Source organism: Litoreibacter sp. JB4-2 (assembly GCF_055693445.1).
In genome coordinates, this window is record NZ_CM146334.1 from 3,757,464 (window position 1) to 3,780,845 (window position 23,382).

The 23,382-nt window shown below is 55.2% G+C and carries 22 protein-coding genes and 1 tRNA gene; 17 read left to right on the forward strand and 6 right to left on the reverse strand.

Going from position 1 to position 23,382, the window contains the following annotated elements:
* Positions 1-7: 7 nt before the first annotated feature.
* Together ACZ1G7_RS18825 and ACZ1G7_RS18830 are read left to right on the forward strand one after the other, a co-directional pair.
* Positions 8-1,426 (forward strand): gamma-aminobutyraldehyde dehydrogenase, encoded by a 1,419-nt coding sequence (locus ACZ1G7_RS18825; protein ID WP_472660909.1) that lies wholly within the window; start codon positions 8-10, stop codon positions 1,424-1,426.
* Positions 1,426-3,090, forward strand: coding sequence for an SDR family oxidoreductase (locus tag ACZ1G7_RS18830; RefSeq protein ID WP_472660910.1), 1,665 nt, complete (start codon positions 1,426-1,428; stop codon positions 3,088-3,090). Before ACZ1G7_RS18825 ends, ACZ1G7_RS18830 begins: the two co-directional genes overlap by 1 nt.
* Here the strand turns inward: ACZ1G7_RS18830 and ACZ1G7_RS18835 are convergent.
* Positions 3,068-4,099 (reverse strand): GlxA family transcriptional regulator, encoded by a 1,032-nt coding sequence (locus ACZ1G7_RS18835; protein WP_472660911.1) that lies wholly within the window; start codon positions 4,097-4,099, stop codon positions 3,068-3,070. The genes ACZ1G7_RS18830 and ACZ1G7_RS18835 overlap by 23 nt on opposite strands.
* A gap of 619 nt (positions 4,100-4,718) precedes the next feature.
* Here ACZ1G7_RS18835 and ACZ1G7_RS18840 point away from each other — a divergent pair.
* Entirely contained in the window at positions 4,719-5,552 is an 834-nt protein-coding gene (locus ACZ1G7_RS18840) for a class I SAM-dependent methyltransferase (protein WP_472660912.1), read from the forward strand.
* A 315-nt stretch (positions 5,553-5,867) separates the two neighbouring features.
* On the opposite strand, the gene ACZ1G7_RS18845 is transcribed toward ACZ1G7_RS18840, so the two are convergent.
* Both ACZ1G7_RS18845 and ACZ1G7_RS18850 read right to left on the reverse strand, forming a co-directional pair.
* The gene (locus ACZ1G7_RS18845) at positions 5,868-7,322 is read right to left on the reverse strand and encodes a LuxR C-terminal-related transcriptional regulator (RefSeq protein WP_472660913.1); all 1,455 of its coding nucleotides are present in this window, start codon (positions 7,320-7,322) and stop codon (positions 5,868-5,870) included.
* The gene (locus ACZ1G7_RS18850) at positions 7,319-8,125 is read right to left on the reverse strand and encodes a LuxR C-terminal-related transcriptional regulator (RefSeq protein ID WP_472660914.1); all 807 of its coding nucleotides are present in this window, start codon (positions 8,123-8,125) and stop codon (positions 7,319-7,321) included. The genes ACZ1G7_RS18845 and ACZ1G7_RS18850 overlap by 4 nt, the downstream gene beginning before the upstream one ends.
* 185 nt (positions 8,126-8,310) lie before the next feature.
* On the opposite strand from ACZ1G7_RS18850, the gene ACZ1G7_RS18855 reads away from it, so the two are divergent.
* Genes ACZ1G7_RS18855 through ACZ1G7_RS18865 form a run of 3 tightly spaced genes read left to right on the forward strand, consistent with a single transcriptional unit; the run spans position 8,311 to position 10,444 of the window.
* On the forward strand, positions 8,311-8,724 hold the full coding sequence (locus ACZ1G7_RS18855; protein ID WP_472660915.1) for an ester cyclase: 414 nt from the start codon (positions 8,311-8,313) through the stop codon (positions 8,722-8,724).
* Positions 8,724-9,896 (forward strand): MFS transporter, encoded by a 1,173-nt coding sequence (locus ACZ1G7_RS18860; protein WP_472660916.1) that lies wholly within the window; start codon positions 8,724-8,726, stop codon positions 9,894-9,896. The genes ACZ1G7_RS18855 and ACZ1G7_RS18860 overlap by 1 nt, the downstream gene beginning before the upstream one ends.
* Positions 9,897-9,898: 2 nt before the next feature.
* A complete protein-coding gene (locus ACZ1G7_RS18865; protein ID WP_472660917.1) occupies positions 9,899-10,444 on the forward strand; it encodes an amino acid synthesis family protein in 546 nt (181 codons plus the stop codon).
* 228 nt (positions 10,445-10,672) lie between these two features.
* Here the strand turns inward: ACZ1G7_RS18865 and ACZ1G7_RS18870 are convergent, their stop codons facing one another.
* Positions 10,673-11,008, reverse strand: coding sequence for a winged helix-turn-helix transcriptional regulator (locus tag ACZ1G7_RS18870; protein ID WP_472660918.1), 336 nt, complete (start codon positions 11,006-11,008; stop codon positions 10,673-10,675).
* A gap of 110 nt (positions 11,009-11,118) precedes the next feature.
* Between ACZ1G7_RS18870 and ACZ1G7_RS18875 the strand changes: the two genes are divergently transcribed.
* Together ACZ1G7_RS18875 and ACZ1G7_RS18880 are read left to right on the forward strand one after the other, a co-directional pair.
* Entirely contained in the window at positions 11,119-11,874 is a 756-nt protein-coding gene (locus ACZ1G7_RS18875; RefSeq protein ID WP_472660919.1) for a globin domain-containing protein, read from the forward strand.
* Between the two features lie 69 nt (positions 11,875-11,943).
* Positions 11,944-12,423 (forward strand): luciferase domain-containing protein, encoded by a 480-nt coding sequence (locus ACZ1G7_RS18880; protein ID WP_472660920.1) that lies wholly within the window; start codon positions 11,944-11,946, stop codon positions 12,421-12,423.
* Here ACZ1G7_RS18880 and ACZ1G7_RS18885 read toward each other — a convergent pair.
* A complete protein-coding gene (locus ACZ1G7_RS18885; RefSeq protein WP_472660921.1) occupies positions 12,420-12,911 on the reverse strand; it encodes a MarR family winged helix-turn-helix transcriptional regulator in 492 nt (163 codons plus the stop codon). The two genes, ACZ1G7_RS18880 and ACZ1G7_RS18885, sit on opposite strands and share 4 nt — an antisense overlap.
* Before the next feature lie 107 nt (positions 12,912-13,018).
* On the opposite strand from ACZ1G7_RS18885, the gene ACZ1G7_RS18890 reads away from it, so the two are divergent.
* From ACZ1G7_RS18890 to cuyA, 3 genes are all read left to right on the forward strand, one after another.
* Positions 13,019-13,870 (forward strand): nuclear transport factor 2 family protein, encoded by an 852-nt coding sequence (locus ACZ1G7_RS18890; protein ID WP_472660922.1) that lies wholly within the window; start codon positions 13,019-13,021, stop codon positions 13,868-13,870.
* A gap of 16 nt (positions 13,871-13,886) precedes the next feature.
* The gene (locus ACZ1G7_RS18895) at positions 13,887-14,291 is read left to right on the forward strand and encodes a hypothetical protein (protein WP_472660923.1); all 405 of its coding nucleotides are present in this window, start codon (positions 13,887-13,889) and stop codon (positions 14,289-14,291) included.
* Between the two features lie 225 nt (positions 14,292-14,516).
* Positions 14,517-15,530: a D-cysteate sulfo-lyase gene (gene cuyA / locus ACZ1G7_RS18900; RefSeq protein ID WP_472660924.1), complete on the forward strand. Its 1,014-nt coding sequence runs from the start codon at positions 14,517-14,519 to the stop codon at positions 15,528-15,530.
* A 4-nt stretch (positions 15,531-15,534) separates the two neighbouring features.
* On the opposite strand, the gene ACZ1G7_RS18905 is transcribed toward cuyA, so the two are convergent.
* On the reverse strand, positions 15,535-16,419 hold the full coding sequence (locus tag ACZ1G7_RS18905) for a LysR family transcriptional regulator (protein ID WP_472660925.1): 885 nt from the start codon (positions 16,417-16,419) through the stop codon (positions 15,535-15,537).
* A 247-nt stretch (positions 16,420-16,666) separates the two neighbouring features.
* Between ACZ1G7_RS18905 and ACZ1G7_RS18910 the strand changes: the two genes are divergently transcribed.
* The 6 genes from ACZ1G7_RS18910 to ACZ1G7_RS18935 all read left to right on the forward strand — a co-directional run bounded on the left by ACZ1G7_RS18910 (position 16,667) and on the right by ACZ1G7_RS18935 (position 23,337).
* The gene (locus tag ACZ1G7_RS18910; RefSeq protein ID WP_472660926.1) at positions 16,667-17,632 is read left to right on the forward strand and encodes an ABC transporter substrate-binding protein; all 966 of its coding nucleotides are present in this window, start codon (positions 16,667-16,669) and stop codon (positions 17,630-17,632) included.
* Between the two features lie 75 nt (positions 17,633-17,707).
* Positions 17,708-18,763, forward strand: a complete 1,056-nt coding sequence (locus ACZ1G7_RS18915) for a quaternary amine ABC transporter ATP-binding protein (RefSeq protein ID WP_472660927.1) — start codon at positions 17,708-17,710, stop codon at positions 18,761-18,763.
* Positions 18,760-20,313: an ABC transporter permease gene (locus ACZ1G7_RS18920; RefSeq protein ID WP_472660928.1), complete on the forward strand. Its 1,554-nt coding sequence runs from the start codon at positions 18,760-18,762 to the stop codon at positions 20,311-20,313. Before ACZ1G7_RS18915 ends, ACZ1G7_RS18920 begins: the two co-directional genes overlap by 4 nt.
* Positions 20,310-21,029, forward strand: coding sequence for an alpha/beta fold hydrolase (locus tag ACZ1G7_RS18925; protein WP_472660929.1), 720 nt, complete (start codon positions 20,310-20,312; stop codon positions 21,027-21,029). Before ACZ1G7_RS18920 ends, ACZ1G7_RS18925 begins: the two co-directional genes overlap by 4 nt.
* Positions 21,030-21,303: 274 nt before the next feature.
* Positions 21,304-21,377, forward strand: a tRNA-Gly gene (locus tag ACZ1G7_RS18930).
* Between the two features lie 172 nt (positions 21,378-21,549).
* Positions 21,550-23,337 carry an ABC transporter transmembrane domain-containing protein gene (locus tag ACZ1G7_RS18935; RefSeq protein ID WP_472660930.1) on the forward strand — a complete coding sequence of 596 codons (1,788 nt, stop codon included), beginning with the start codon at positions 21,550-21,552 and terminating at the stop codon, positions 23,335-23,337.
* Positions 23,338-23,382: the final 45 nt, after the last annotated feature.

The window sequence follows — 23,382 nt, forward strand, 5'->3', positions numbered from 1 at the left end:
GACGCACATGCAATCGAAAATGTTGATCAACGGCGAAATGGTTGAAGGCGACGGGGAAGCGCTTGAGATTGTGAACCCCGCAACCGGCGAGGTCATCCATAAGGTGCGCGAGGCGAGCGATGCACAGATTGCAGCCGCAGTGCGAGGATCAGAGGAGGCGTTTGAGAGCTTCTCGGCCATTCCACCGGCAGAACGCGCGGCACTTTTGTTGCAGATCGCGGATGTAATCGAAGCGCACAGTCAAGAATTGGCAGGGCTCGAAAGTCTGGATGTGGGCAAACCTTGGCCGTCGGCACATGACGACGAAATGCCGTTGACGATCGATGTGTTTCGGTTTTTTGCGGGCGCTGCGCGGACAATGACGGGTTCCGCCGCAGGTGAATACGTCGCGGGCCACACATCAATGATCCGGCGCGATCCAATAGGCCCAATCGCTGCCATCGCACCTTGGAACTATCCGTTGATGATGGCGTCTTGGAAAATCGCCGCACCCATCGCGGCAGGCTGTCCCGTCGTGCTAAAGCCGTCCGAAATCACGCCGCTTTCTACGCTACGGCTGGCCGAGTTGCTGCAAGATGTTTTGCCGAAGGGTGTGCTGAATGTCATTCACGGACGTGGGGCCAGCGTCGGCGATGCTTTGATCAACAGCCGGCAAATGGAAGGGATCAGCGTGACCGGATCACCTGCTACAGGCATGGCCGCGATGCGGGCAGCCTCGCAACAGATCAGGCACGTGCATCTGGAGCTTGGCGGCAAAGCTCCGGTCATTGTGTTTGATGACGCCGATCTGGATGCTGTCGCTGAAACCATCCGATATGGCAGCTATTTTAATGCGGGTCAGGACTGCGCACAGCCCTGTCGCGTGATGGTGGCAGATCGAGCCTATGATAAAATTGTCGCGGCGATTGCCGATCAAGTTGGTCAAATTCAGATCGGAGCGCCGAAAGCAGAGGGAACCGAAATGGGGCCACTCGTTTCGGCGGCGCAAAGAGATCGGGTCGCTGGATTTGTAGATCGTGCGCGCAGTGCGGCCGAGGTCGTGTCTGGCGGAAACGCTGGCGACGGAAACGGGTTCTTTTATGAACCAACGGTCATTGCAAATGTCGATAATGATGCAGAGGTTGCCTGTAACGAGGTCTTTGGCCCAGTCGTGACAGTTTCAAGATTTTCAGATGCAGAAGAGGCGTTGAAAATCGCCAACTCCGGGCCTTATGGATTGGCGTCATCTGTGTGGACGCGCGATGTCGGGCGCGCGATGCAGATGACCTCAAAACTGCGCTATGGGTTCACCTGGGTAAACACGCATGGGGTCGCCACACCCGAGATGCCTTGGGCTGCGATGAAAGGCTCTGGCACCGGCAGTGACATGTCCGTCTATGCCTTGGATGCCTATACAGCGATCCGTCACGTTATGGTGGCACACTGATGAGGTTAGCTGGCAAGCGTGCATTTGTAACCGGCGGTCGGCAAGGGATCGGTCGCGGGATTGTTGATGCCTTCATCGCCGAAGGTGCCGAAGTCATCACTTGTGGGCGCGGGTCCGCTCCCGATGGTCTGGAAGCCGCCTGGCTTTCGTTGGACGTGTCTGATGCCAAGGCCGTTGGTACAGCGGCGAAAGACCTTGGTGCGTTGGATATCGTCGTGAACAACGCCGGTGTGCAAGTCGAGAGAACTGTCGTGGATAGCACCGATGCGGATTGGGATTTGGTCATGGGAGCCAACGCCAAAGGTGTTTTCAACGTCTGCCGCGCATTGATCCCGCATATGCGAGCCGGCGGTTCGATCATCAACATTGGTTCGATCTCGGGCAATGTCGCTGATCCGTCGATGGCGCTCTACAATGCATCAAAGGCGTTCGTGCATGGGCTTACCCGCTCGATCGCGGTGGATCATGGTCCTGCGGTTCGCTGCAATGCAATCTGTCCGGGGTGGATTGAAACAGGTATGCTGGACGCCGGGTTTGAATTGGCCAATGACCCAGCACAAGCCAAGACCGATGCGTTGGCACGGCATGCGGTAAAGCGTTTCGGCAAACCTGCGGATATCGCGGCGATGGCGCTTTGGTTGGCTTCTGAGGAGTCATCCTTTGCGACGGGTCAGCTCTTCACTGTGGACGGCGGCATGACAGCGGCCTCCCCTAAATCCGGGATTGTTCTGATGTCACAGATAGAAAGAACGGCTATTCTCGGCGGCGGTGTTATCGGGGCAAGCTGGGCTGCATTGTTCCTTGCAGCGGGCCGAAGTGTGAGCGTTTTTGACCCTGATCCAAACATCGAAGAAACCGTACACGCTTATGTTAAGAAAGCGTGGCCTGCACTGGAAGAACTGGGGCTTACCGACAGCGCAACACCGGATGCCATTCGTTTCGCATCATCAGCCGCTGAAGCAGTCGCGGACGCACAATTTGTCCAAGAGAACGTACCAGAACGCTTGCCGATCAAACATGCGACTTACGCAGAGATTGAACCGGCTTTGCGCGCGGACGCCATCGTCTCAAGTTCAACATCCGGTCTGACACTGGAAGCTCTGCAGACCGGATGGCGCAATCCAAGCCAGTTGATCCTTGGCCACCCCTTCAACCCGCCGCACCTTATCCCACTGGTGGAACTCACCGCGAACCACGCCACTGGGTCAGATGTTCTGGACCGCACAGAGGCGTTTTACAGCGATATCGGCAAGGTGACGATCCGCATCAAAAAGGGCATGCCGGGACATGTCGCCAACCGTTTGCAAGCCGCTGTTTGGCGCGAAGCCGTCCATATGGCCTTTGAAGGTGTTGCAAGTGTCGAAGACATCGACAAAGCGATGTGGGCCGGGCCGGGATTGCGATGGGCGGCGATGGGGCCAACGTCTCTGTTTCACTTGGGCGCAGGCAAAGGGGGCCTACAGGCCTTCTGTGACCACTTTAAAGACACGTTCAATGGCTGGTGGGATGATCTTGGTGATCCGCGCTTGACCGATGATGTGATCAGACAATTGGTCGTCGGCATGGATGCGCAAGCGCGGGGGCAAAGCACCGAAGAGCTATCAGCGCAGCGTGATGAGATGCTCATTGCAATGCAAAAAGCTACGAGACACCTTCGGACTTGATATCGGGCTTGAACATCGGCCACGCACGAAACTCGAACGGCACACGGCCTTCTACGCGATCGGCGGTTGGTGTCAGGCCAAAACGATTGCGATAAGCGCGGCTGAAATGGACTTGTCCATTGAACCCTGACGCCTGCGCAATTTCGCTGAATTTCAGCTCGGTTTGTGTGACCAACCCGCGGGCGCGATCAAGGCGGATATCTCGGTAATACTCAACCGGTGACTTTTGGACATATTGCCGGAACAAGCGACTTAACTGCCTTTGAGAAACACCCAACCTCTCTGATATTGATGGGATCGACAAAGTCGTTTCCAAATGCGCCTCCATCAGGTCAATGGCCTCTCGGACGATGCTAGATGTGACATACCCCAATGGTTCCATATCCTTGGGGTTCTGAGACTGCCCTTCGCCGCGCACTGTGTGGTGGAAAAGATATCGCGCCGATGCATTGGCGATGCTTTCACCGTACACCGAATGAACAAAACGCAATCCCAGATCCGTTGCGGCGGTCCCTCCGCTGCACGTAAATATCCTGCCATCCGTTATGAACGTGTTTTCCGAAACCGTGGTGTCACGCGCAATTTCGGCGAAGGCATCAATGTGTTCATAGTGAACTGTTGCGGTCTTGCCCTTTAGCAACCCTGCCTGCGCAAGAACAATCCCCCCGGTATCCAATCCACCAATGATTGTGCCACCTGCATCCCATTTTTGAAGCGCGACCTTAAACTGAGGTGTCACGTGACGTTCGGGGGTCCAACTTGTGCTGACGAGAACCAGCCATGGTGTGCGATTGGCCACATTCAGAAGTGGCACGGTTTCAACAGCCAAGCCACTGCTAGATTTAATTGGGCCACCAACGTCAGAGGCGTAGGTCCAAGAGAACCGAGATGATCCTGAAAGGTAGTTCGCGATGCGGAAAGGATCAACAAAAGACGTCGTCGCCGAAATATTGAAGTGCGGGCTCACCAAAACAACGATGTCTAATGTTTGAAGATCTTGGCTAGCCATGGCTGATTTTGTAAAGCCCCGTCCAAAAACATCAACAAAATTCCCTTGGTTGAGATTTGGATTGCTGAAATCCTAAGTCGGAAGATGATCAAAGTAGTCGAGCTACAGCTTGGCGCACTGTAAGCGGACATAAGTGCAACCGCAGCGAATTGGCGCTTTGTCCGCGAATTGTGAATTCGATTAGCCCCTGATTTTGCGCCCGCAGCGAAGGTCCGCAATGCGGGCGCGATTGCAGCATCCAGACTGGGTGCCCAATGTCTGGAATGGGCCGTCCTTGACCCGGTTCGAAGCAGCGATTTGGCAGATGCTGCATTCGATCTAACGACAGCAATGAGCACATTTTAACTGATGCTGCGCGTATGACTAATTTCAAAGACGCGCAGAAAGCAGGCTTTGCAAAGTTTCGGAATCGGCCCAATCCTGCCGTTCACCGACCGATCAACATGCTGCGCTCGCAGCCCGCATTGCGGACATTCGCCGCAGTAGCGCAATCTGATGTAGGGTGAACTTACAGATCGCGGAGGGAGCTGCTGTTCGCCGCGGGTGCACCAATGACAGCTTAGGCGATTTGGCGAAACGTGGTAGTGTCGCGCTTCACCAATTGGAAAAGTTGATTGTCATGAACAACGATAAGAGTATTTCCACCCACTATAACCACGGAAACCTACTAACCGCGATTGAGGCAGGCCTCAAAAAGCAGGGTATTGAACCCGAAAACGCCAGTGTTGAGGATCTTGGTCCAGTAGACGAATTTCACATCGGTGGGCGGACAGCGAGCATCCATTTCCTGGACCAGCTTAGCATATCGCCCTCCCAAACCATACTCGATATCGGCTGCGGTTTGGGAGGTTCAGCGCGTTTCACCGCGAAGACCTACGGGGCGAAGATCACTGGGATTGATCTGACATCTGAATACGTTGATGTCGGGCAGCGACTTTGCGAATGGGTCGGCTTGTCGGATCGCATAACACTCCAGCAAGGTAGTGCACTTACGCTTCCTTTTGAGGATGCAAGTTTTGACGGCGCATTCATGATGCATGTTGGTATGAACATCAAAGACAAGCAGGTTCTGATGTCTGAGGTGTCCCGTGTTCTAAAATCTGGCGCAAAGTTTGGAATCTACGATATCATGAAGGGTAACGACGAAGAGCTAATCTACCCTGTTCCTTGGGCAACAACACATGAAACAAGCTGGGTTGCAGCGCCCAAAGACTATCGAATGGCCCTCGAAGCCAATGGTTTCGTCGTTGCTCAAGAAAACAATCGTCACGACTTTGCAATGGATTTCTTTAAAAAGATGAAGGCCGCATCCGAAGCCGCTGGAGGACCACCCCCTTTGGGTTTACATGTACTCATGCAACAGTCCACCGCAGAAAAAATCCCAAATATGGTAGCAAATTTGGCTGCAGGGCGCATTTCACCAATCGAAATGATCGCGATTAAAGACGCCTAGAACTTTGGGATCTTGCGTTGTGGTGAGGCCGGTGGGTTCGACATCGACGGCTAGCATAGAATAACAGACATTCGTGCAGCACGCAGCATCGTTCATTCTGGGCTCTTCGCGGTCATTAGATCGGTCACAGCATGTTCGATGACCAGGTCATCCATACCTAGCAGGTACTGCCCATTGCTGTCGTTGGCCGACGCTCAGCAATGCTGCGGTGCGGCCCGTCAAACCGGCCGTTCGCTGCGGGCGCAAACTTCATCGGTGACCGAACACACATCCTGGACAAAGCGATAATTCCCTGCGGTTCCGCCATGGGATGCTCTAGTGGACTATCGGTTGTCCAGAAAAACCTGCCTTGATCAAACGTGCTCGCAATTCATTCAGTTTGCCGGTGTCTTTCAAAGGCACACGATCAACATCTTTGATGCTGGTGTCGGGAAGGATGTCCTGACAATATTTGACTGCATTCGCCGCGTCTTCTTGGCGGTCGAGTGCTTCACAACTCGCGACTAAGACAAAATGTGCGAAATACCATCTTGGCATTCGATGTATTGCCCGCTCGGCCCATTCGATCGCGGCCTCAAAGCGCCCAGCCATATAGTGTGCCAACGCAAGACCCGAAAAGCGAAAGAAAATGCTTGGATCGAGAGGGTTGGAGCGGATGGCGATTTCCTGATTGGCGATAGCCTCATCCGAGCGTCCAAGGATACCCAGCAAGGTGCCAAGACTGCCATAGGCCAGTGAACAGTTTGGGTTTAGAGCCACGGCGCGTTCCAAGGCTGCAAGGGATTCGTCGTATTTGAGCAACCCCCAGCAACAAATGCCCAGAGCCCAATGCGCGTATTCATTGCGGTCATCCAACTGCGTGGCCCGTCGCGCCAATGCATAAGCCGTTTCCATTGCAGGCTGGACGTCAGGGACAAAACCCATGATCGCGATGTGGTGGTTGATCAACGACAAGATCATGTTCGCCTCGGCGCTCTCGGGATCAATAGCCAAAGCACGTTCCAGCAAGGTTTTGGCGTAGGCGTAGCTTTCGGGCGTGAAGTCATACAGCAGATGCCAGGACCGCATCGTCAGCTCCCATACGGTGAGATCGGGTCGTGATGCACGCTCGACTGGCTCTTGAATAGTGCTGAGATGCACTGTCGTCTGGATAGACGCCACAACGTTGCGGGTGATCTCATCTTGCAGGTCAAAGACGTCCTCAAGCTGCCCATCGTAGCGTTCGGACCAGACATGCCCGCCTGTTATGCCATCGATCAATTGGGCAGTAACACGCACCCTCTCGCCCGATCGCCGAACGCTGCCTTCCAAGACAAACCGAACCCCGAGCTCTTCAGCAACGCGGCGGACATCGACGGATGTACCTTTGTACGTAAATGTTGTGTTGCGCGCGATTATGAAAAGCCAAGGGGACCGCGACAAGGCCGTGATGATGTCGTCACTGATCCCGTCTGAGAAGTATTCCTGCTCTTGGTCACCGGACATGTTTTCGAAAGCCAGCACGGCGATAGACGGTTTCTCAGGCCGGTTGGGATGTTCAATGGGCAAATCAGCGAGCGTAGTTGCCACAGGTGTCAACCTATCGCGCAGTTCCAACTTCGAGGAAACACCGAGTTTGCGATAGATCGTCGCCAAATGCGTGCGCACGGTCGAAGGCGCAAGACACAAGCGATCCGCGATCTGCTGATAGCTTTCGCCTTTTGCATAGTCCGCCGCAATTTGGTTCTCGCGGGTGGTGAGTATGCTTGTCTCATCGGGTTTCTCGGTCACGAATGCGCCGCCTGAATGGCTTTGATCAAGCGCGCGTTCTCCAATGCGATCACGCTTTGAGCAGCAAACATCTGCGCAAGTCGCGTGCTGTCTTCAGAAAAAGGGCGCACGGTCTGGCGATAGATCGTGAAAGCGCCAACCAAACTGTCACCAGCAAGCATAGGGATTGCAACAAAAGACCGCGCCCCGCCAAGATCGGCTGTGGCATAGCGCAAGGGGTCGTCCGTCTGGTAAATCGCCTCTGATTTGACGTCGATGATATTGATGACGTCACGCTGATTATTCATGCGGCCGAGACCCGTTTCGGGGCTGACGGTGAAGACACCTTGCGCGTCCAGCCAGGCCCGAAACGGTTTAGGAATGCCGACTGTGTGATTGGCAAGAAACCTGTCGTCTTGCTGACATTCGAACAGGATGCCAAATTCCGCGTCGCAAAGTTCTAGTGCGTAGGTCAGGATCAGCGGCATCACGGCGTCCAGATCACCTTGGGACGCACCAATAATCCGCAAGACTTCGCTGAGGGCCTTTTCACGGCTGATTGCCTCTTCCAGGCTCAAAGCCAGCTCTGAAACCACGGCGGCCATTTCGGACGGGTTGCGTGGCTGCGGGGTCTCGCCACGCAGGTGTATTGCCAGCTCCAGTTTCGAGGAGACTTCAAGCTTGCGGTAGATAGTCGCCAGATGCGTCCGCACAGTAGATGGTGCTATGCAAAGTGTGTCGGCAATGGTCTGATAGGTCTTTCCATCCGCATAAGACTGCGCGATTTGCAATTCCCTTTGGCTGAGACCTAATTGTCCAGACACTTAAAATACTCCGAAAAGAACAACTTGTGCTGAGTTTGGTAAGAACGCGTTCAACAAGCAATCCTGCAAATGCTGTAGTTTTAATACTGCACGTCCAATGCTGATATTACAGCATCTGCACGATACCCGAATTGATCAGCGCTGATCTAAGCTGCTGCCATCGGATCATCATGGAGAACAGCACAATGACACAATACGAAACCGCCAAAGCCTTTTTCGAAGCCTGCGAAACAGGCAAAGGGTGGGAAGGCTGCAAGCTTTTTTGCCACGAAGGGGCGCGTTTTTCCTGTCAGGCTGACGTTCTGGCAGAAACGACAACCCTTGCTGATTACGCTGAGTGGATGAAAGGGCTTCTGACCCCCGTACCGGATGGCCGCTATAAGCTGACGGCTTTTGCCGCGGATGAAACGCGTGGCACCGTTGTTGCCGCCGCTGAATTCCACGGTACGCAAACCGGGGAAGGCGGACCAGTTGCGCCTACCGGTAAAACTGTTGTCTCGGATTACGCCTATATGATGCAGTTTGACGGTGATAAAATCAGCCATATGACCAAAATCTGGAACGATGTGCACGCGCTGCGCGCGCTTGGCTGGGCGTGATGCGCTGGCGCATTTTGGGCTTGCTGTTTTTTGCGCGTGTCGGACTCGGGCTTCAGTTTCAGACCGTAGCGTCTGTTGGCGACGATCTTGTCGGCACCTTTGGCCTCAGTTACGCCGATATCGGCTTCCTGATTGGGCTGTTCATGGCACCCGGATTGTTTTTGGCCATCCCTGCCGGGTATTGGGGGCGTTACGTGTCAGACCGGATAATGGTGGTGCTAGGCCTATGCGCATTGGCGTTGGGTGGGGCCGCGTCATCGCTTGCGACGGATAGCTGGGCTATTGGCTTGGGCCGCATCTTTGCCGGGGCCGGGTTTCTGTTCACGACGCTATATTTCACCAAGATGGTGGCGGATTGGTTTGAAGGTCGCGAGATTGCAACGGCTATGAGCGTCCTTGTGATGTCTTGGCCGTTTGGCATTGCCATGGGCCAAGTTGGCCACGCGTGGTTGGCCCAGACATACGGCTGGCAGGTCCCGTTTCAGGCCGCTTCGGCTTATTGTCTGATCGCAGCGCTTGCGGTCTTTTTGCTCTACCGTCCACCGCATGATTTGCCGGAGGTGACGGACAGTGCACAGGTTGCGCTTACACCACAGGAATGGCGTTTGGTCTTATGTGCGGCGGCTGCCTGGGGCGTCTTTAACGCCGCCTACGTCACCTATCTTGCCTTTGCGCCAAAAGTTCTTGAAAGCCACGCCCAAAGCGCCATTGCTGCCGCTGGTATCATCAGTGTGGGCAGCTGGATCATGATCTTTTCCGGTGCGGCCTGCGGACAGATCGTGGATCGTATTGGTGGACGAAACATAGTCTTGGCTGTCTGCATGGGCGGTGCTATCGCAGCGCTCTTGCTAATCGACCTGCCTGGCGCTGGCGTTGGCGCAAGCATTCTGTTTGGACTGATCGGCATGGCACCTGCTGGGGTTATCATGGCAATGGCGGGGCAAGCGATGCGGCCCGACGTCAGGGCCTTTGGCATGGGTGTATTCTTTACGGTTTACTATGCGATTATGTGGATCACACCGCCGGTCGCAGGTGCGATCCTTGATGCGACTGGTAATCCGCAAGGCCCATTGTGGCTTGCAATGGTCCTTTTCGCGGCGGTGGTGCCGCTTGGCATTGCGTTCCAGTTTTTCAAAGGTGCGCCCGTGATGTGTCAGGAAAGGAAAGTGTGACGATGAATATTCGAAAAACGATTTTCACCAGGGAGATCATCACCGCAGATGAAATGGGGCAGGCGTGCGACCGCATCACACGCGTTGTGGCTATGGCGGTTGTGAAAAACCCCTTCGCTGGTATCCATCAAGACGACCTGTCGCAGCTCTTCGATGTTGGTGCGCAGCTTGGAGAATTGCTGACACAGGAGCTTGTCAAAATGCTGGGAGCACCTGCTGTCTGCTATGGCAAAGCCGCTCTTGTCGGATCTTCGGGTGCGATGGAACACGGGGCTGCCTTGTTGCACCCCGCGCTTGGCAAACCGGTGCGGGCAGCCATCGGCGGCGGTAAGTCTCTGATGCCGTCCAACCACAAGGTTGGGGCTTTGGGCGGGTTCATTGACCTGCCACTAGGTCATAAAGACGATGCCTGGTCTTTTGACCATATCGATACGATGACGCTCTGGGTGCCTGACGCACCGCGCGCAGAAGAAATCGTATTGTGCATCGCACTGTCGGACGGAACACGGGTGCATCCGCGCGTTGGAAAAGGCCCAAGTCCTACTTGATCGCGTTTCTTTCTCAAAGCCGCCATTAGACACAAACGCAGCATCGCTAATATCGAGCTTTTTGCCGCCAGCGGAGCGAATGCAGCATTTCAGCCGTGGGCCCAAGCTATGCTTCCAGGACGGCCCTAAACGGCCGTTGAATGAGGTCTTCAAATGCTGCGGTCGCAGCCCGCAAAGCGGACGTTGGCAGTGATATGCCGCAATCTTAACTCCATCCCCGTCGTCCCACTACTGTGTTTCAGGCAAACTGTCTGCGTTTGCCACGGCCCAGTCATGCATCGCTTGAAGCAAGGGTATCAGACTCTCTCCTAATGGCGTGAGACTATACTCAACATGCGGGGGAATGGATTTGAAATCCTTGCGGACAACAAAGCCAGCCTCCTGCAGTTCACTCAGCTGACGTGTCAGCGTTCGGTGCGTAATGCGGCCAAGGTTCCGTTGCAGCTCGTTGAAGCGAAACGTGCGTTGCGTCAGCCAATAGATAACCAACAGTTTCCATCGCCCCGAGATGGCCGAGACGAGCGGTTCTATTCGGCATTCCTCTTCGGGTGGGAGGGCATTCATAGTGGTATCCTAAGTGACCGTACTTGCTGTTGTGATCTTGCAAAACTAGGTAGGCCTCAATTCACACAAACTCAATGGAGATTACGTCAAGGCTCCCCAGAGAACAAATTATGACACACATCGACCTACCCAAATTTCCGACCCGGCACGGATACATGAGTGAGAAAATCCAGCATGCCTACATCACGGCTGCAATCGACAAGGGATTGCTTCCTGCAGAAGCACATCGCATGCCTGAGGTTCTTTCTTTGACGGCAACGAGTGATAGCACAAAACCTATCCAGTTCTGGCAGCTCTATTCTGTCTTGGGGCAAGACCCAATCGTCGGGATCGTGCAACGGTTCTATGAACGTGTCTTTGCCGATGAGCCCTGGTTTACATCCATCTTTGAAAAAGTGGGTGGCCTCAATCATCATATCGGCACGCAAGCCTCGATGTGGATCGATGTAATGGGTGGTGGCCCGTATTATCATGGTGCGGAGTTTCGCTTGAACTTTCACCACACGCACAACGCGATGGCGCTGATGAACGACAAGGGTGCTGAACGATGGGTCACGCTGATGCGAGATACATTGGATGCGTCATCTGTATTGATGACCAAGGATCAGCGCGTGCGTAGAAGCATCAATACGTTCCTGGCCCATTTCATGACCAAGTATGCTGAGGATTTTGGCTTTGATGATCGGCATCTGTTTGGTGAGACCAACCCGGCACTCAAGCGCCGGATTAACTTCATGAAAATGACCGAAGCGGCGATTGAAGCCTTAAGCGAACAAGAACTCAGCGAGGCATTGACCGAGCAAGGTGTCGATGTCTCGCAGTACCAGACCAAAGAAGCCTTGGTGAACAAAGCTCTCATGGTTTGAACGAAAACGACACGCAATCGTACCGAGCGTCTTTCCGCGCCGTATCAAAGCCAATGCATTGGAGAAAACATGGCAAACTTAAAGCTGGTGCGCCGCTCCGGGCGCCCACCCGAAACAACCAACAGCCTACCGCACTCTCAAGTGACCCAACACGGGCCGGACGAGGTTATTCAAAAGCTGCATGACTGGTGTTTTGCGCTCCCGAGTGTTGCGAATGAGCATAGCGGGATCTCGGTTCCGGGCGCGCGCGCCTTGGTTTTGCACGAAGGTACGGCGTGTAACCACGACGCTTTCATGATTGGCCGTGAATTTGCACATATCCATCCGCATCAGGACAACGGGTCGATGCATGTCAAACTGGATGCGGATGATGCAAAAGCTGTGGTGGATGCGAGTTGGGGCGAGGACCATTACCTCGTCACGCAGGGGCACTATCCACCGGGATTGATCATGGTCTTCTCCCCGCGCGATGAAGACGAACTTGAGACCGTCAAACACATCGTCGCCCGGTCCTATGCGTTCGCGACTGGTACGCCCGTTGAGGTCTAGTCGCCAGTTGACGATTTACGCGCCTCGAGCCCTAAGCTGAGCTTGAGGAGCAGCGTTGCAAGCTGCTCGGTCTCGTTTGGTTCCAGTATGCCACCGATCAGGGCTTTGTTGGTCTGGATCAGCGCATCCACAATCGCTTCGGCCAGGTCCTTGCCTTTAGCCGTCAGTCGCACCAGGCGGCTGCGGCCGTCCTCAGGATTTTCGATCCGTTCGATAAGCCCTGCTTTGGTCAGACCGTGCATCATCTTCGTCATGCCACCCGAGGTGACCTGCGCAGAGGTATAAAGCTGCGTGGGTGACAGGGTGAAATCCGGCTCTTGCGATCTAAGCGTCGATAGCGCGAGAAACTGCGACCACGACACCCCGTGGCTTTCGACGATCCGGTGATCATTGTCCCAGATGTAATTGCGGCTGCGAAAGAGGCCCGGCACGATCCGCGCTTCCGCGGGACGTTCTTTCGGCCAAGATGGTCCGTCGGATTTGGTCATCGTAACTCCTAAATTGCCTTAGCAATTAATCTTTCCAGAAAGACTTGTCAGCCCCCGCTTGCTCAATTACCTTTCCGGAAAGATAGATTCGTTTGATGAGGGCCCCGATGCTAAAAACACTTACCGTCGCTGTTGGCATGTTCGCGACCTGCGCCACCGCCGCGCTCGCAGATGTCGGCGCAAACAAAGAAATCGTGCGGAACATGGTCGAGGAGGTCTTCGTCGGTCGCAATGTGGACGCGGTCGACACTTATTTTACCGAGACCTACATCCAACGTAATCCGATACTGCCATCGGGTTCCGCAGTCATCAAAAAGTTCCTGAGCACACAAAGCGACGCGGACCCCTCAGATGCGCGCCAGAACGAAACGCATCGCATGATTGGCGAAGGCGACCTGGTTGCTACGCACTCCACCTACTACAACTTCGGTGAGACGCCTTTGGTGGCATTTGACATCTTCCGCATCGAAGGCGGGCGCATTGCTGAGCATTGGGACAACCTGCAACCTCTGCGCGACGGTCCGAACCCTGCAGGCCGCACACAGACCGATGGTTGGAAAGAGGCGACGGACCTATACAAAACCGCCGAAAACAAAGCGCTTGTGATCGAGCTGCTTGAGAGGATGTTCATCGGCGGTGAGCGTCTGGATGTGACCCAATACATCGACCCCACGAAGTACCTGCAGCACAACCCAGACGCCGGGGACGGGCTGCAAGGCTTGCAAGAAATGATGGCTGCGAACGCGGCCAAAGGCCTCAAGATCCGCTATGATGAGATCGGCATCGTTGTGGCAGAGGGCAATTTTGTGCTGACCGGTGTGACGGGCGCACTGGGCGAAACGCCAACCGCGTTCTATGACCTGTGGCGGCTCGAAGATGGGCTGATCGTCGAACATTGGGACGTCATAGCGCCAATCCAGACTGAAAACCTGCCCGCTGGCTATCCCGGCAAGTTCTAATGTGGAGGCCAGAGCCATGATTGATCAACCCATCCCGAGATGGATCACATATTACCTCTGGTTTGTCAGCATCATCTCGGCAGTCTTCGCTGTCGTGATCTACGTGAACCCTGCGGCCATGTGGTCGAACTGGGAAGCTGCAGGCACTGCAGGAGCCTTCAGCCTTGACGGGCCTGCCGGCCTGTTTTGTGCGCGCAACCTGGGGACCGCCGCGTTTGGGATCTATGCCCTAGCGAACAAGTCCCGCCCGATGATCGAAGCCTTCCTGGTATTCCGCGTCGTGGTCGACTTCCTAGACGGCACACATGCGCTGATCGGCGGCAACACCCCGATCATCTACCTCGGCTTCGGCACTGCAGCACTGCATTTGGTGATGTTTGTAATCATCAAACGTCAGAGCGGCATAGCACGGACGCAATGAAGGCCTTGCACAGGTCTATGTGGAGAGACCGCAGGTCAGTGCGAGCGGCCCAAAGCGGAAATTCACCGCATTTATGAACGCTACAATGCAAATTCTCAAAAGCGGACATCGCCTTCCATGTGAGTTTCGTTATCTTCCAGCCGCATCGTAAGATGATGCGAAATTTGCATTGGGAATGACGTTTTCGCGCAGATATGTTGAGAAAACACAATCAGGAGCCACCGCATGCATCTTGCCCGTTTCCCACGCGTCCACCTTGCTCACCTATCCACACCGCTTGAACCGATGGAGCGGCTCTCAAAAGTGCTCGGTGTCGAACTATGGATCAAGCGCGATGACTGCACCGGCATGTCAACGGGTGGCAACAAAACACGTAAGCTTGAATTCCTGATGGCCGAAGCGCTGGAGCAAGGCGCGGATATGGTAATGACCCAAGGTGCCACGCAGACAAACCACGGACGCCAAACCGCTGCCTTCGCCGCCAAGCTCGGCCTGAAATGCCACATCCTATTAGAAGACCGCACTGGCTATAAGGACAGCAATTACAACACCAACGGCAACGTACTGCTCGACCATTTACACGGCGCCACGACGCAGAAGTTTCCCGGCGGCCATGACATGCCCGCCGAGATGGAAAAGGCGGCGAAGGCGATGCGCGCCAAAGGGCACAAGGTCTATGTTATCCCCGGCGGCGGGTCGAACCCGACGGGAGCCCTGGGCTACGTGAACGCAGCATTCGAGCTGGTTTCCCAAGCCAATGATCGTGGCCTTAAGATCGACCGTCTTGTGCATGCGACGGGCTCATCGGGAACCCAAGCCGGTTTGGTCACAGGCATGTGCGCAATGAATGCGCTTATCCCCGTGCTGGGCATTGGCACGCGCGCGCCACAACCCAAGCAAGAACAAATGGTCTATGATCTGGCCTGCAAAACAGCTGAAAAATTAGGGTGCGCGGGCTTGGTCAAGCGCGAGGACGTAATAGCCAATACGGACTACGTTGGCGAAGGGTATGGTATCCCAACTGAAAGCGGTACCGAAGCCATCAAGATGTTCGCCGAGCTAGAAGGCATTTTGCTGGACCCCTGCTATTCCGCGAAAGGCGCCGCTGGCCTCATTGATCTGGCGCGCAAAGGGACCTTCAAAGGCGAGCGGGTTGTGTTTTTGCACACTGGCGGCGCTGCGGCCTTGGGTGGCTACGATTTTGCGTTTGATAACACGCAACGCTGGGTCAATCTCTGACCTGCTAGAGTAGCTCCCAAAGCGCGCGCGCCTGAAGATCAAAACTCGCAGGGTTGGCAAGTGCTGCAATCGTCAGACGCGCGTGCCAAGTCTCATCGCCAATTGGGACCAACGTGCCGGTTGCGAGCTCTTGCGCAATAGCGGTCTCCGGCATCCATGCAAAACCGCTCCCCTGCAACAACCTGCGTTTGATGGTTTCGACCAATCCGTCAACGTAGATAGTTTCAACATTCGTGGATTTCTGGCCGACAGCGCTTTCCACAACCATCCCCAGGAACGAAGACTGTTCGTAAGCCAGATATGGGATCGGGTTGCCGGTATTTGCGGAGAGGTCCCAGCCGTCTTCAAGCGCGCGCTTTGCGGTTGCCACCGGGATCAAGCGATCGGTCAGCAGATCCTTACGTGAGAAGACCGCATCATCGATCCGCGGGGAGACTGACGCGTGATAGTAGCACAACATAATGTCGACCGCGCCCTCCACCAAAAGCTCGCAACACGTGCTCAGAGAATCGGAGATCACGCGGGTGCGAAGATCAGAGATTTCTTGCTGCATAGTTTCGATCCGGTTTGCCAAAAAATTCACCGATATGGTGTGGAGCACGGAAATTCTGACAAACCGACGGTCGCCACCATCCGCATCCCTAATGGTTTCGCGGGTCTCGACCAGCTGAGACACAGCGCTTAGCGCAACAGGCAGAAACTGCCTTCCGGCCTCTGTGATTTGGATCGGATAAGTCGCGCGGTTGACCAAAGGCAAACCAACCCAATTCTCTAATGCCTTGATTCTACGGCTGAATGCCGACTGAGTGATATTGCGCTCCTCGGCAGCACGGGTGAAATTCAACGTGCGCGCCAAGCATTCGAAATCTCGAAGCCAATTTAGATCCACCTCAGATTCACCTCATCCAGGGGCTGTTTTGCAAAGCCTAAACCTAACTATGCAAATTATGAATAGTTCGATGAGATGTTCGAATTTGTTCCAAATTCGCTTCTGCCACTAAACTGAACATGAGAAGACAACGTCCGGGGACAATCTAACACCTGCTTAAAAAATGCCGACAAACAAGGACAAGACGCACAAGCTCTGTCCGCTAAAGCGATGCCAAAACCGGCGCAACCTAACAGAGGAGACGACTATGAAAACTACCCTGAAATCACTGAGCCTCGCGGCAACGGTAAGCATCTTTGCGCTGCCAGCTTTCGCCGCTGAAGAGGTTAAAATCGGCCTGCCATCTTGGACGGGTGCACAGGCTATTGGACACCTGCTCGGCGAGATCGTTACATCCCGTATTGGCGGCTCCGTCGAATACGTGCCCGGTAACAATGCAACAATCTTCCAAGCCATGGATCAGGGCAAGGGCGACATTGATGTGCACCCCGATGTCTGGCTGCCAAACCAAGAAAGCTTCACCAAGAAGTACGTCGACGGAGCAGGCACAGTCACGCTGTCCTCGAACCCATATGAAGGCAACCAAGGGTTTTGCGTCTCCCAAGACTTTGCTCAGGCAAACTCCATCACGGACATCGCTGACTTGGGTCGCCCCGACGTCGCAGCGCTGATGGATAGCGACGGCGACGGCAAAGGCGAGATGTGGATTGGCGCACCCGGTTGGGCATCAGCCAATGTCAACGAGGTAAAAACCCGTGACTATGGCTTGCTGGACTTCATTGAACCGATCCGGGCGGAAGAAAGCGTTAAGACCGCACGCATCAAGGACAGCATCGCCAAAGGCGAAGGCTACGCGTTCTATTGCTACAAGCCACATGCGGTCTGGTTCATGTTCGACGTTGAAATGCTGACCGAACCAACCTTTGATCCCGCTAAATACACGATGATCCAGCCTTCAGATGACGCTGATTGGTACGAAAAATCGTCAGTAGCCACTAAAGACGCACTTAAAGAGGTACAGATTGCGTGGTCCAACTCACTGGCTGATCGCTCACCCGCTATTGCTGAATTCTTCGCAAATTTCGAAGTCACAGCAGATGATGTGAGCGCGCTGGCTTATGAAATCTCCGCCAAGGGCGTGGAACCAGCAGACGCAGCCAAAGCATGGATCGACGCTAACTCTGATCGCGTCGACGCAATGCTGGGTCTGTAAACTGACCTGAATACGGGCGGCGCCGGAACAGAGACTGGCGCCGCCTGCCCTCCTCCCTTTCAAAAGAGACACGCCATGGCCTCCGACACTGTTGTCGAGATATCCAACGTCTGGAAAATATTTGGCGCCCGCGCCGAAGACGCCCTGCGCGCAGTACGCGACCGCGGCTTGACCAAGGCGCAGGTCCTATCCGAATTCAACGCAGTTGTCGGCGTCGCTGATGTCAGCCTTTCTGTGAACCGCGGCGAGATTTTCTGCATTATGGGTTTGTCCGGAAGCGGCAAGTCGACACTGGTGCGCCATTTCAACCGCCTGCTAGAACCGACCGACGGCAAAATCGAAATCGAGGGTACTGACGTCATGGCCCTGGGCCCGCGTGAGCTGCAACGCTTCCGCAACCAAAAGATTGGGATGGTGTTCCAGAACTTCGCGCTGATGCCGCACAGATCCGTCTTAGACAATGTGGCGATGCCGCTTGAAATCCGACAGGTGCCCAAGAATGAGCGTATGCGCCAAGCCGCGGCTATTCTCGACATCGTGGAGCTGGGCGCTTGGGGGGCCAAATTCGCCCATGAGCTGTCTGGGGGCATGCAACAACGCGTGGGCCTTGCTCGCGCCTTGGCTGCAAACCCAGATGTGCTGCTCATGGACGAGCCGTTCTCCGCACTTGATCCGCTCATTCGAAGGCAATTGCAGGATGAATTTATCCGGCTCAGCAAAATTCTAAAGAAGACCACAATCTTCATCACCCATGATCTGGACGAGGCCGTCCGCATTGGCGACCGCATCGCCATTATGCGCGATGGGAAGATGGTTCAGATTGGCACGGCCGAAGATATCGTAATGGACCCTGCGGATGACTATGTCGCCGATTTCGTCGCAGGCATCTCGCGGTTGAAAGTGGTGCATGCCCATGCGGTGATGCAACCGATTGAAACACATATCGCTGCACACGGCCCAATTCCGGCCGATGCAACACGCGTTGCTGAGGATGAAACGCTCAGCACGTTGATCACCTTGGCCATAGACGACGACAACCCAATCGTAATTCACGCCGGGGGAAAAGATCTCGGCATCATCACCCGCGCCGATTTGCTGCGCACCGTGATTGAAGGGACGGAAGTATCATGACCGACGTGAACGCAGAACTTGGCGTCAATCCGCTGGAAGATACCTCGTCGGAGGCCGCAATCGCCTATGCCGAAGAACGCCGCGACAACATTCGCACCTTCGTGCGCACCAGTCCCGAATACTACATACGCATGTTCGACAAAATCGGCGCGTCGGCCCGGTTCACAGCGACGTTCAACGCCATGGCCGGCCTGTTTGGCCCGGTTTGGTTTGGGGCGCGTGGCTTGTGGAATTGGGCGCTGCCCTTTTTGATCCTAGAAGCGTTGGCTTTTGTTCAGATCGCACGTGGCTTGTTTGGTGACCTCGCCGCAGATGCCATGGCGCGCATTGCCTCGATTGAAGGCACATTGGCCCTTCGCAAACAACAATTGGCCTCGGCGATCGAAACTGGCTCAGACAAGATCGATGTCTACCAGCGAACGGTCGACTCCCTAGAAGCCAATATTGGCGGTATCCGCGCAGAGGCCGAGGCCTTGGCCGCGGAAGGCCCGACGATTGCCTTGACCGGCCTCGCGATCCTCATCGTGGTGAAGCTGGCGCAATCTTTAGTGGCAAACTGGGCGCTTGAAGCGCGGTTCTCGGACTGGTTGTCTGACCGCTCCCTCCGCTCCGGCATGCCCATGTCTCAGATCATATTCAGCGCCATATTCATGGTTCTCATCGTGGCAGCTGCAATGATGCATTACAGCTTCCCCGGGCGTTTCACACTGCTCAGTGATTTCCCAACAGACCCCGACATCCGGCTGGTCAGTATCGACCGGGTTGAGGCGTTCTTTAACTGGGCTGTATTGAACGGCGAAGCACTGTTCGACGCGATCACCTATTTCATTCGACTGGTGCTGGACGCTTTGGAACTGGTCTTTGTCAGCACACCTTGGATCGTAGTCGCCGCACTGATTGTCTTGCTGACCTGGCTAACCGCAGGTGTGCGCATGGCGATCTATTCCGGCGCATTTTTGGCCTATATGGGGCTGCTCGGGTTCTGGGAAAAAGCGATGACCACATTGGCATTGCTGGGCACCGCCGCATGCTTGTCGATTTTGATCGGTATCCCTTTGGGCATGTTTGCCGCCCGCCGCCCGCGGTTCTATTCCTTCATTCAACCTATCATGGACTTCATGCAAACCATGCCCGCTTTCGTCTTCATGATCCCAGTCATCGCTTTTTTTGGAACGGGCAAGCCAGCGGCGGTGGTCACCACAATGATTTTCGGAGGCACGCCCGTCGTGCGCCTTACGGTATTGGGACTACGAGGGGTGCCTGAAAGCGTTCGAGAAGCTGCAATCAGCTTTGGCGCAAACAAGTGGTATTTGCTCACCAAAGTCGATTTACCGCTTGCCAGTCCGTCAATACGGGCGGGCATCAATCAGACCATTATGCTGTCACTGGCGATGGTGGTTGTGGCATCTCTGATCGGCGCAAAGGGGCTTGGCGAAGACGTACTTGAAGCATTGCAATACGCCAATGTCGGGCAAGGCATCCTTGCCGGGTTCTCGATCCTCTTCTGCGCCATGATCCTAGATCGTATCGTTCAAGGCGGTCGCAAATGATACCTGTCGTTTTCGTCCATGGCTTCATGGGCGGCAGCCAACAATGGCGATCGCAACAAGAGGCGCTTGGTGCAATCAACACTGTTTGCGTGGATTTGCCAGGTTTCGGTGAAAACGCCCATCTAGAAGCTTGCGACACGATTGCGGGTTTCGCGGACTGGGTTTTGAAGGATCTCACATCCCAAGGCATTTCGCGGTTCCATCTTATCGGTCATTCAATGGGCGGCATGGTGGCCCAAGACATGGTAGCTAAGGCCCCTGACCGCGTGGAACGATTGGTACTCTACGGAACTGGCGCGCAAGGCGTTCTGCCGGGCAGGTTCGAGACGATCGAGACGTCCAAACACCGCGCCCGGACAGACGGAGCCAACGCAACTGCAAGGCGTATCGCTGCGACATGGTTCTTGGAACAAGACAAGGCTGCCGCCTATGAGGCATGCGCCGCAATCGCTGAGCGTAGCAGCATTCAAGCAATTCTAGCAGGGCTCGATGCAATGAGTGGTTGGAACGGCACGACCAAGCTGTGCTCCCTGACGATACGGACTCTTATTGTCTGGGGTGATCAAGATCGCACCTATCCATGGACCCAAACAGAAGAACTTTGGCGATCAATACCCGGAGCAAGTTTAGCGGTGATTCCCGATTGCGCCCATGCCGCACACTCAGAAAGAACAGAGCTTTTCAATAATATCATCAGAGATTTTTTGACTGGGTGATCCGCTATTCATATCCACTTTCAAGTGCACGCGTCGTTTTCGAAATTTAGATGTCAGCTTTTGGCTAACCTGTTCGACCGTTCTGCGCTGCAGCGAATGGCTTCTTCCCGCCCAAGTCGCCAGACAGAACTCAAGAGAACGTTTCAACGGAATTATGGTGTCGCGGGTCTTCTCTTAAGGTTTGCAAGTAGGGAGTACACTCGGGCTACCTCACTCAAAATCTACTTGGTTCTTGACCCGGCTACGTGCTTGAAATACCACGCTACCCATCGGCGCGGGTATGGTGAAATGGTATCATAAGAGCCTTCCAAGCTTAAGGTGCGGGTTCGATTCCCGCTACCCGCTCCACCATTTCCTCCAACTTCCCAACTCACAAACTCAGACCAAAAATTTGCGCTGAATTGAAATTGCACAGGCCCTTCGAACGATGCCTAATCTGTTCGCTGGGCTGTGACACGCCGTCGCTTGCGGCGCTGGGCGCGGTTCGGTATTGGCAAGGCGCAGAACTGCTGGAGAGATAATGGCCAACCCCGAGACCAGTGAGGCGGAGCGCGCGTCGTCGCGCAAGATCGGCGTGCTTGCCGCTCTTTGGCCATTCGTAAAACCCTACACGTCCCTAGTTGTAGCCGCTCTTGTCGCATTGACCATGACGGCTGTTGTGTCCCTGATCCTGCCCTTGGCCGTGCGCCGTGTGGTAGACGGGTTCGACACTCGAAACGCCGAATTGCTGGACCAGTATTTTGGCGCAGCGGTCGGCATTGCAGCACTTTTGGCGCTGGGGACTGGCCTGCGCTACTATCTGGTAACGCGCTTAGGCGAACGGGTTGTCGCAGACATTCGCAAGGAGGTGTTTGATCGCACCATCGGGATGAGCCCTGCGTTTTTTGAACGCATCATGACCGGCGAGGTGCTGAGCAGGATCACCACCGACACGACCCTGCTTTTGTCGGTCATAGGCTCCTCCGCGTCCATTGCGCTGCGCAACGTTCTGATCTTGTTTGGCGGGCTGCTTTTGATGCTTCTGACAAGCGCAAAGCTTACCGGTCTGGTACTTCTGATTGTGCCCGCTGTGATCATCCCGATTATTTTGCTTGGCCGCCGCGTGCGTGCGCTTAGCCGGGAAAATCAGGACCATATCGCGGCCTCATCGGGCAATGCGTCTGAGGCGCTTTTGTCGGTGCAAACGGTGCAAGCCTTCACGCATGAAACACCGAGCCGTTCTGCCTTTGCGCATCTGACAGAACGCAGCTTTGACGCGGCCAAGGCGCGCATTGGTGTGCGGGCCGTGATGACGGTGATCGTTATCTTCCTCGTGTTTATCGGTATCGTTGGTGTCCTCTGGGTCGGTGCGCGCGATGTGCGTGCCGAGATCATGACGCCGGGCGAACTGGTCCAGTTCCTGATCTACGCCATCATGGTTGCGGGCGGGGTCGCGGCCCTTTCAGAAATCTGGGGCGAGGTACAGCGCGCGGCTGGCGCGACGGAACGCTTGGTCGAATTGCTCAACGCGCAAGACAGTGTCGAAGACCCTGCTGAACCACTCCAGATGGGGCGCGCCGAAGGCCGGGTACGTTTCGAAGATGTGGTCTTCCACTATCCCGCACGGCCCGAGGTGCCCGCGTTGAGCAAAGTCACACTCGACGTGGCTGCAGGCGAAACCGTGGCGTTGGTTGGGCCGTCAGGGGCCGGCAAGACGACAATCATTCAATTGCTCTTGCGGTTCTATGACCCCGATGCAGGGGTTGTGATGATCGACGGCACCGATCTGCGACAGGTCGACCGCGACGCCTTCCGGCAGTCCATCGCTTTGGTGCCGCAGGATCCGGTGATCTTTGCCGCCTCCGCGCGCGAAAATATTCGCTTTGGGCGGCCCGGTGCCTCCGATGCTGAGGTGGAGGCCGCCGCAAAAGCCGCTGCCGCTCATGTGTTCCTGAGTGAATTGCCGGATGGCTACGACACATTCGTGGGTGAACGCGGTGTCATGTTGTCGGGCGGGCAAAAGCAACGAATAGCGATTGCGCGCGCGATCTTGCGGGACGCGCCGATTTTGCTGTTGGATGAAGCCACATCCGCCTTGGACGCGGAAAGCGAAGCGGCTGTTCAGCGCGCAGTTGAAACACTGTCACAGGGCCGGACGACGTTGGTGGTGGCCCATAGGCTGGCCACTGTGAAAAAAGCTGACCGCATCATCGTTTTTGACAAAGGGCAGATTGTGGCACAGGGCACGCATGACAGCTTGGTGGCTGAAGGTGGGCTATATGCGCGTCTTGCACAGCTGCAATTCACAACGGGGATGGCGGAGGAATAATTCCCCTTGCCTCATGCGGGTATGTTGCGCGACCCTCCCGTTAGC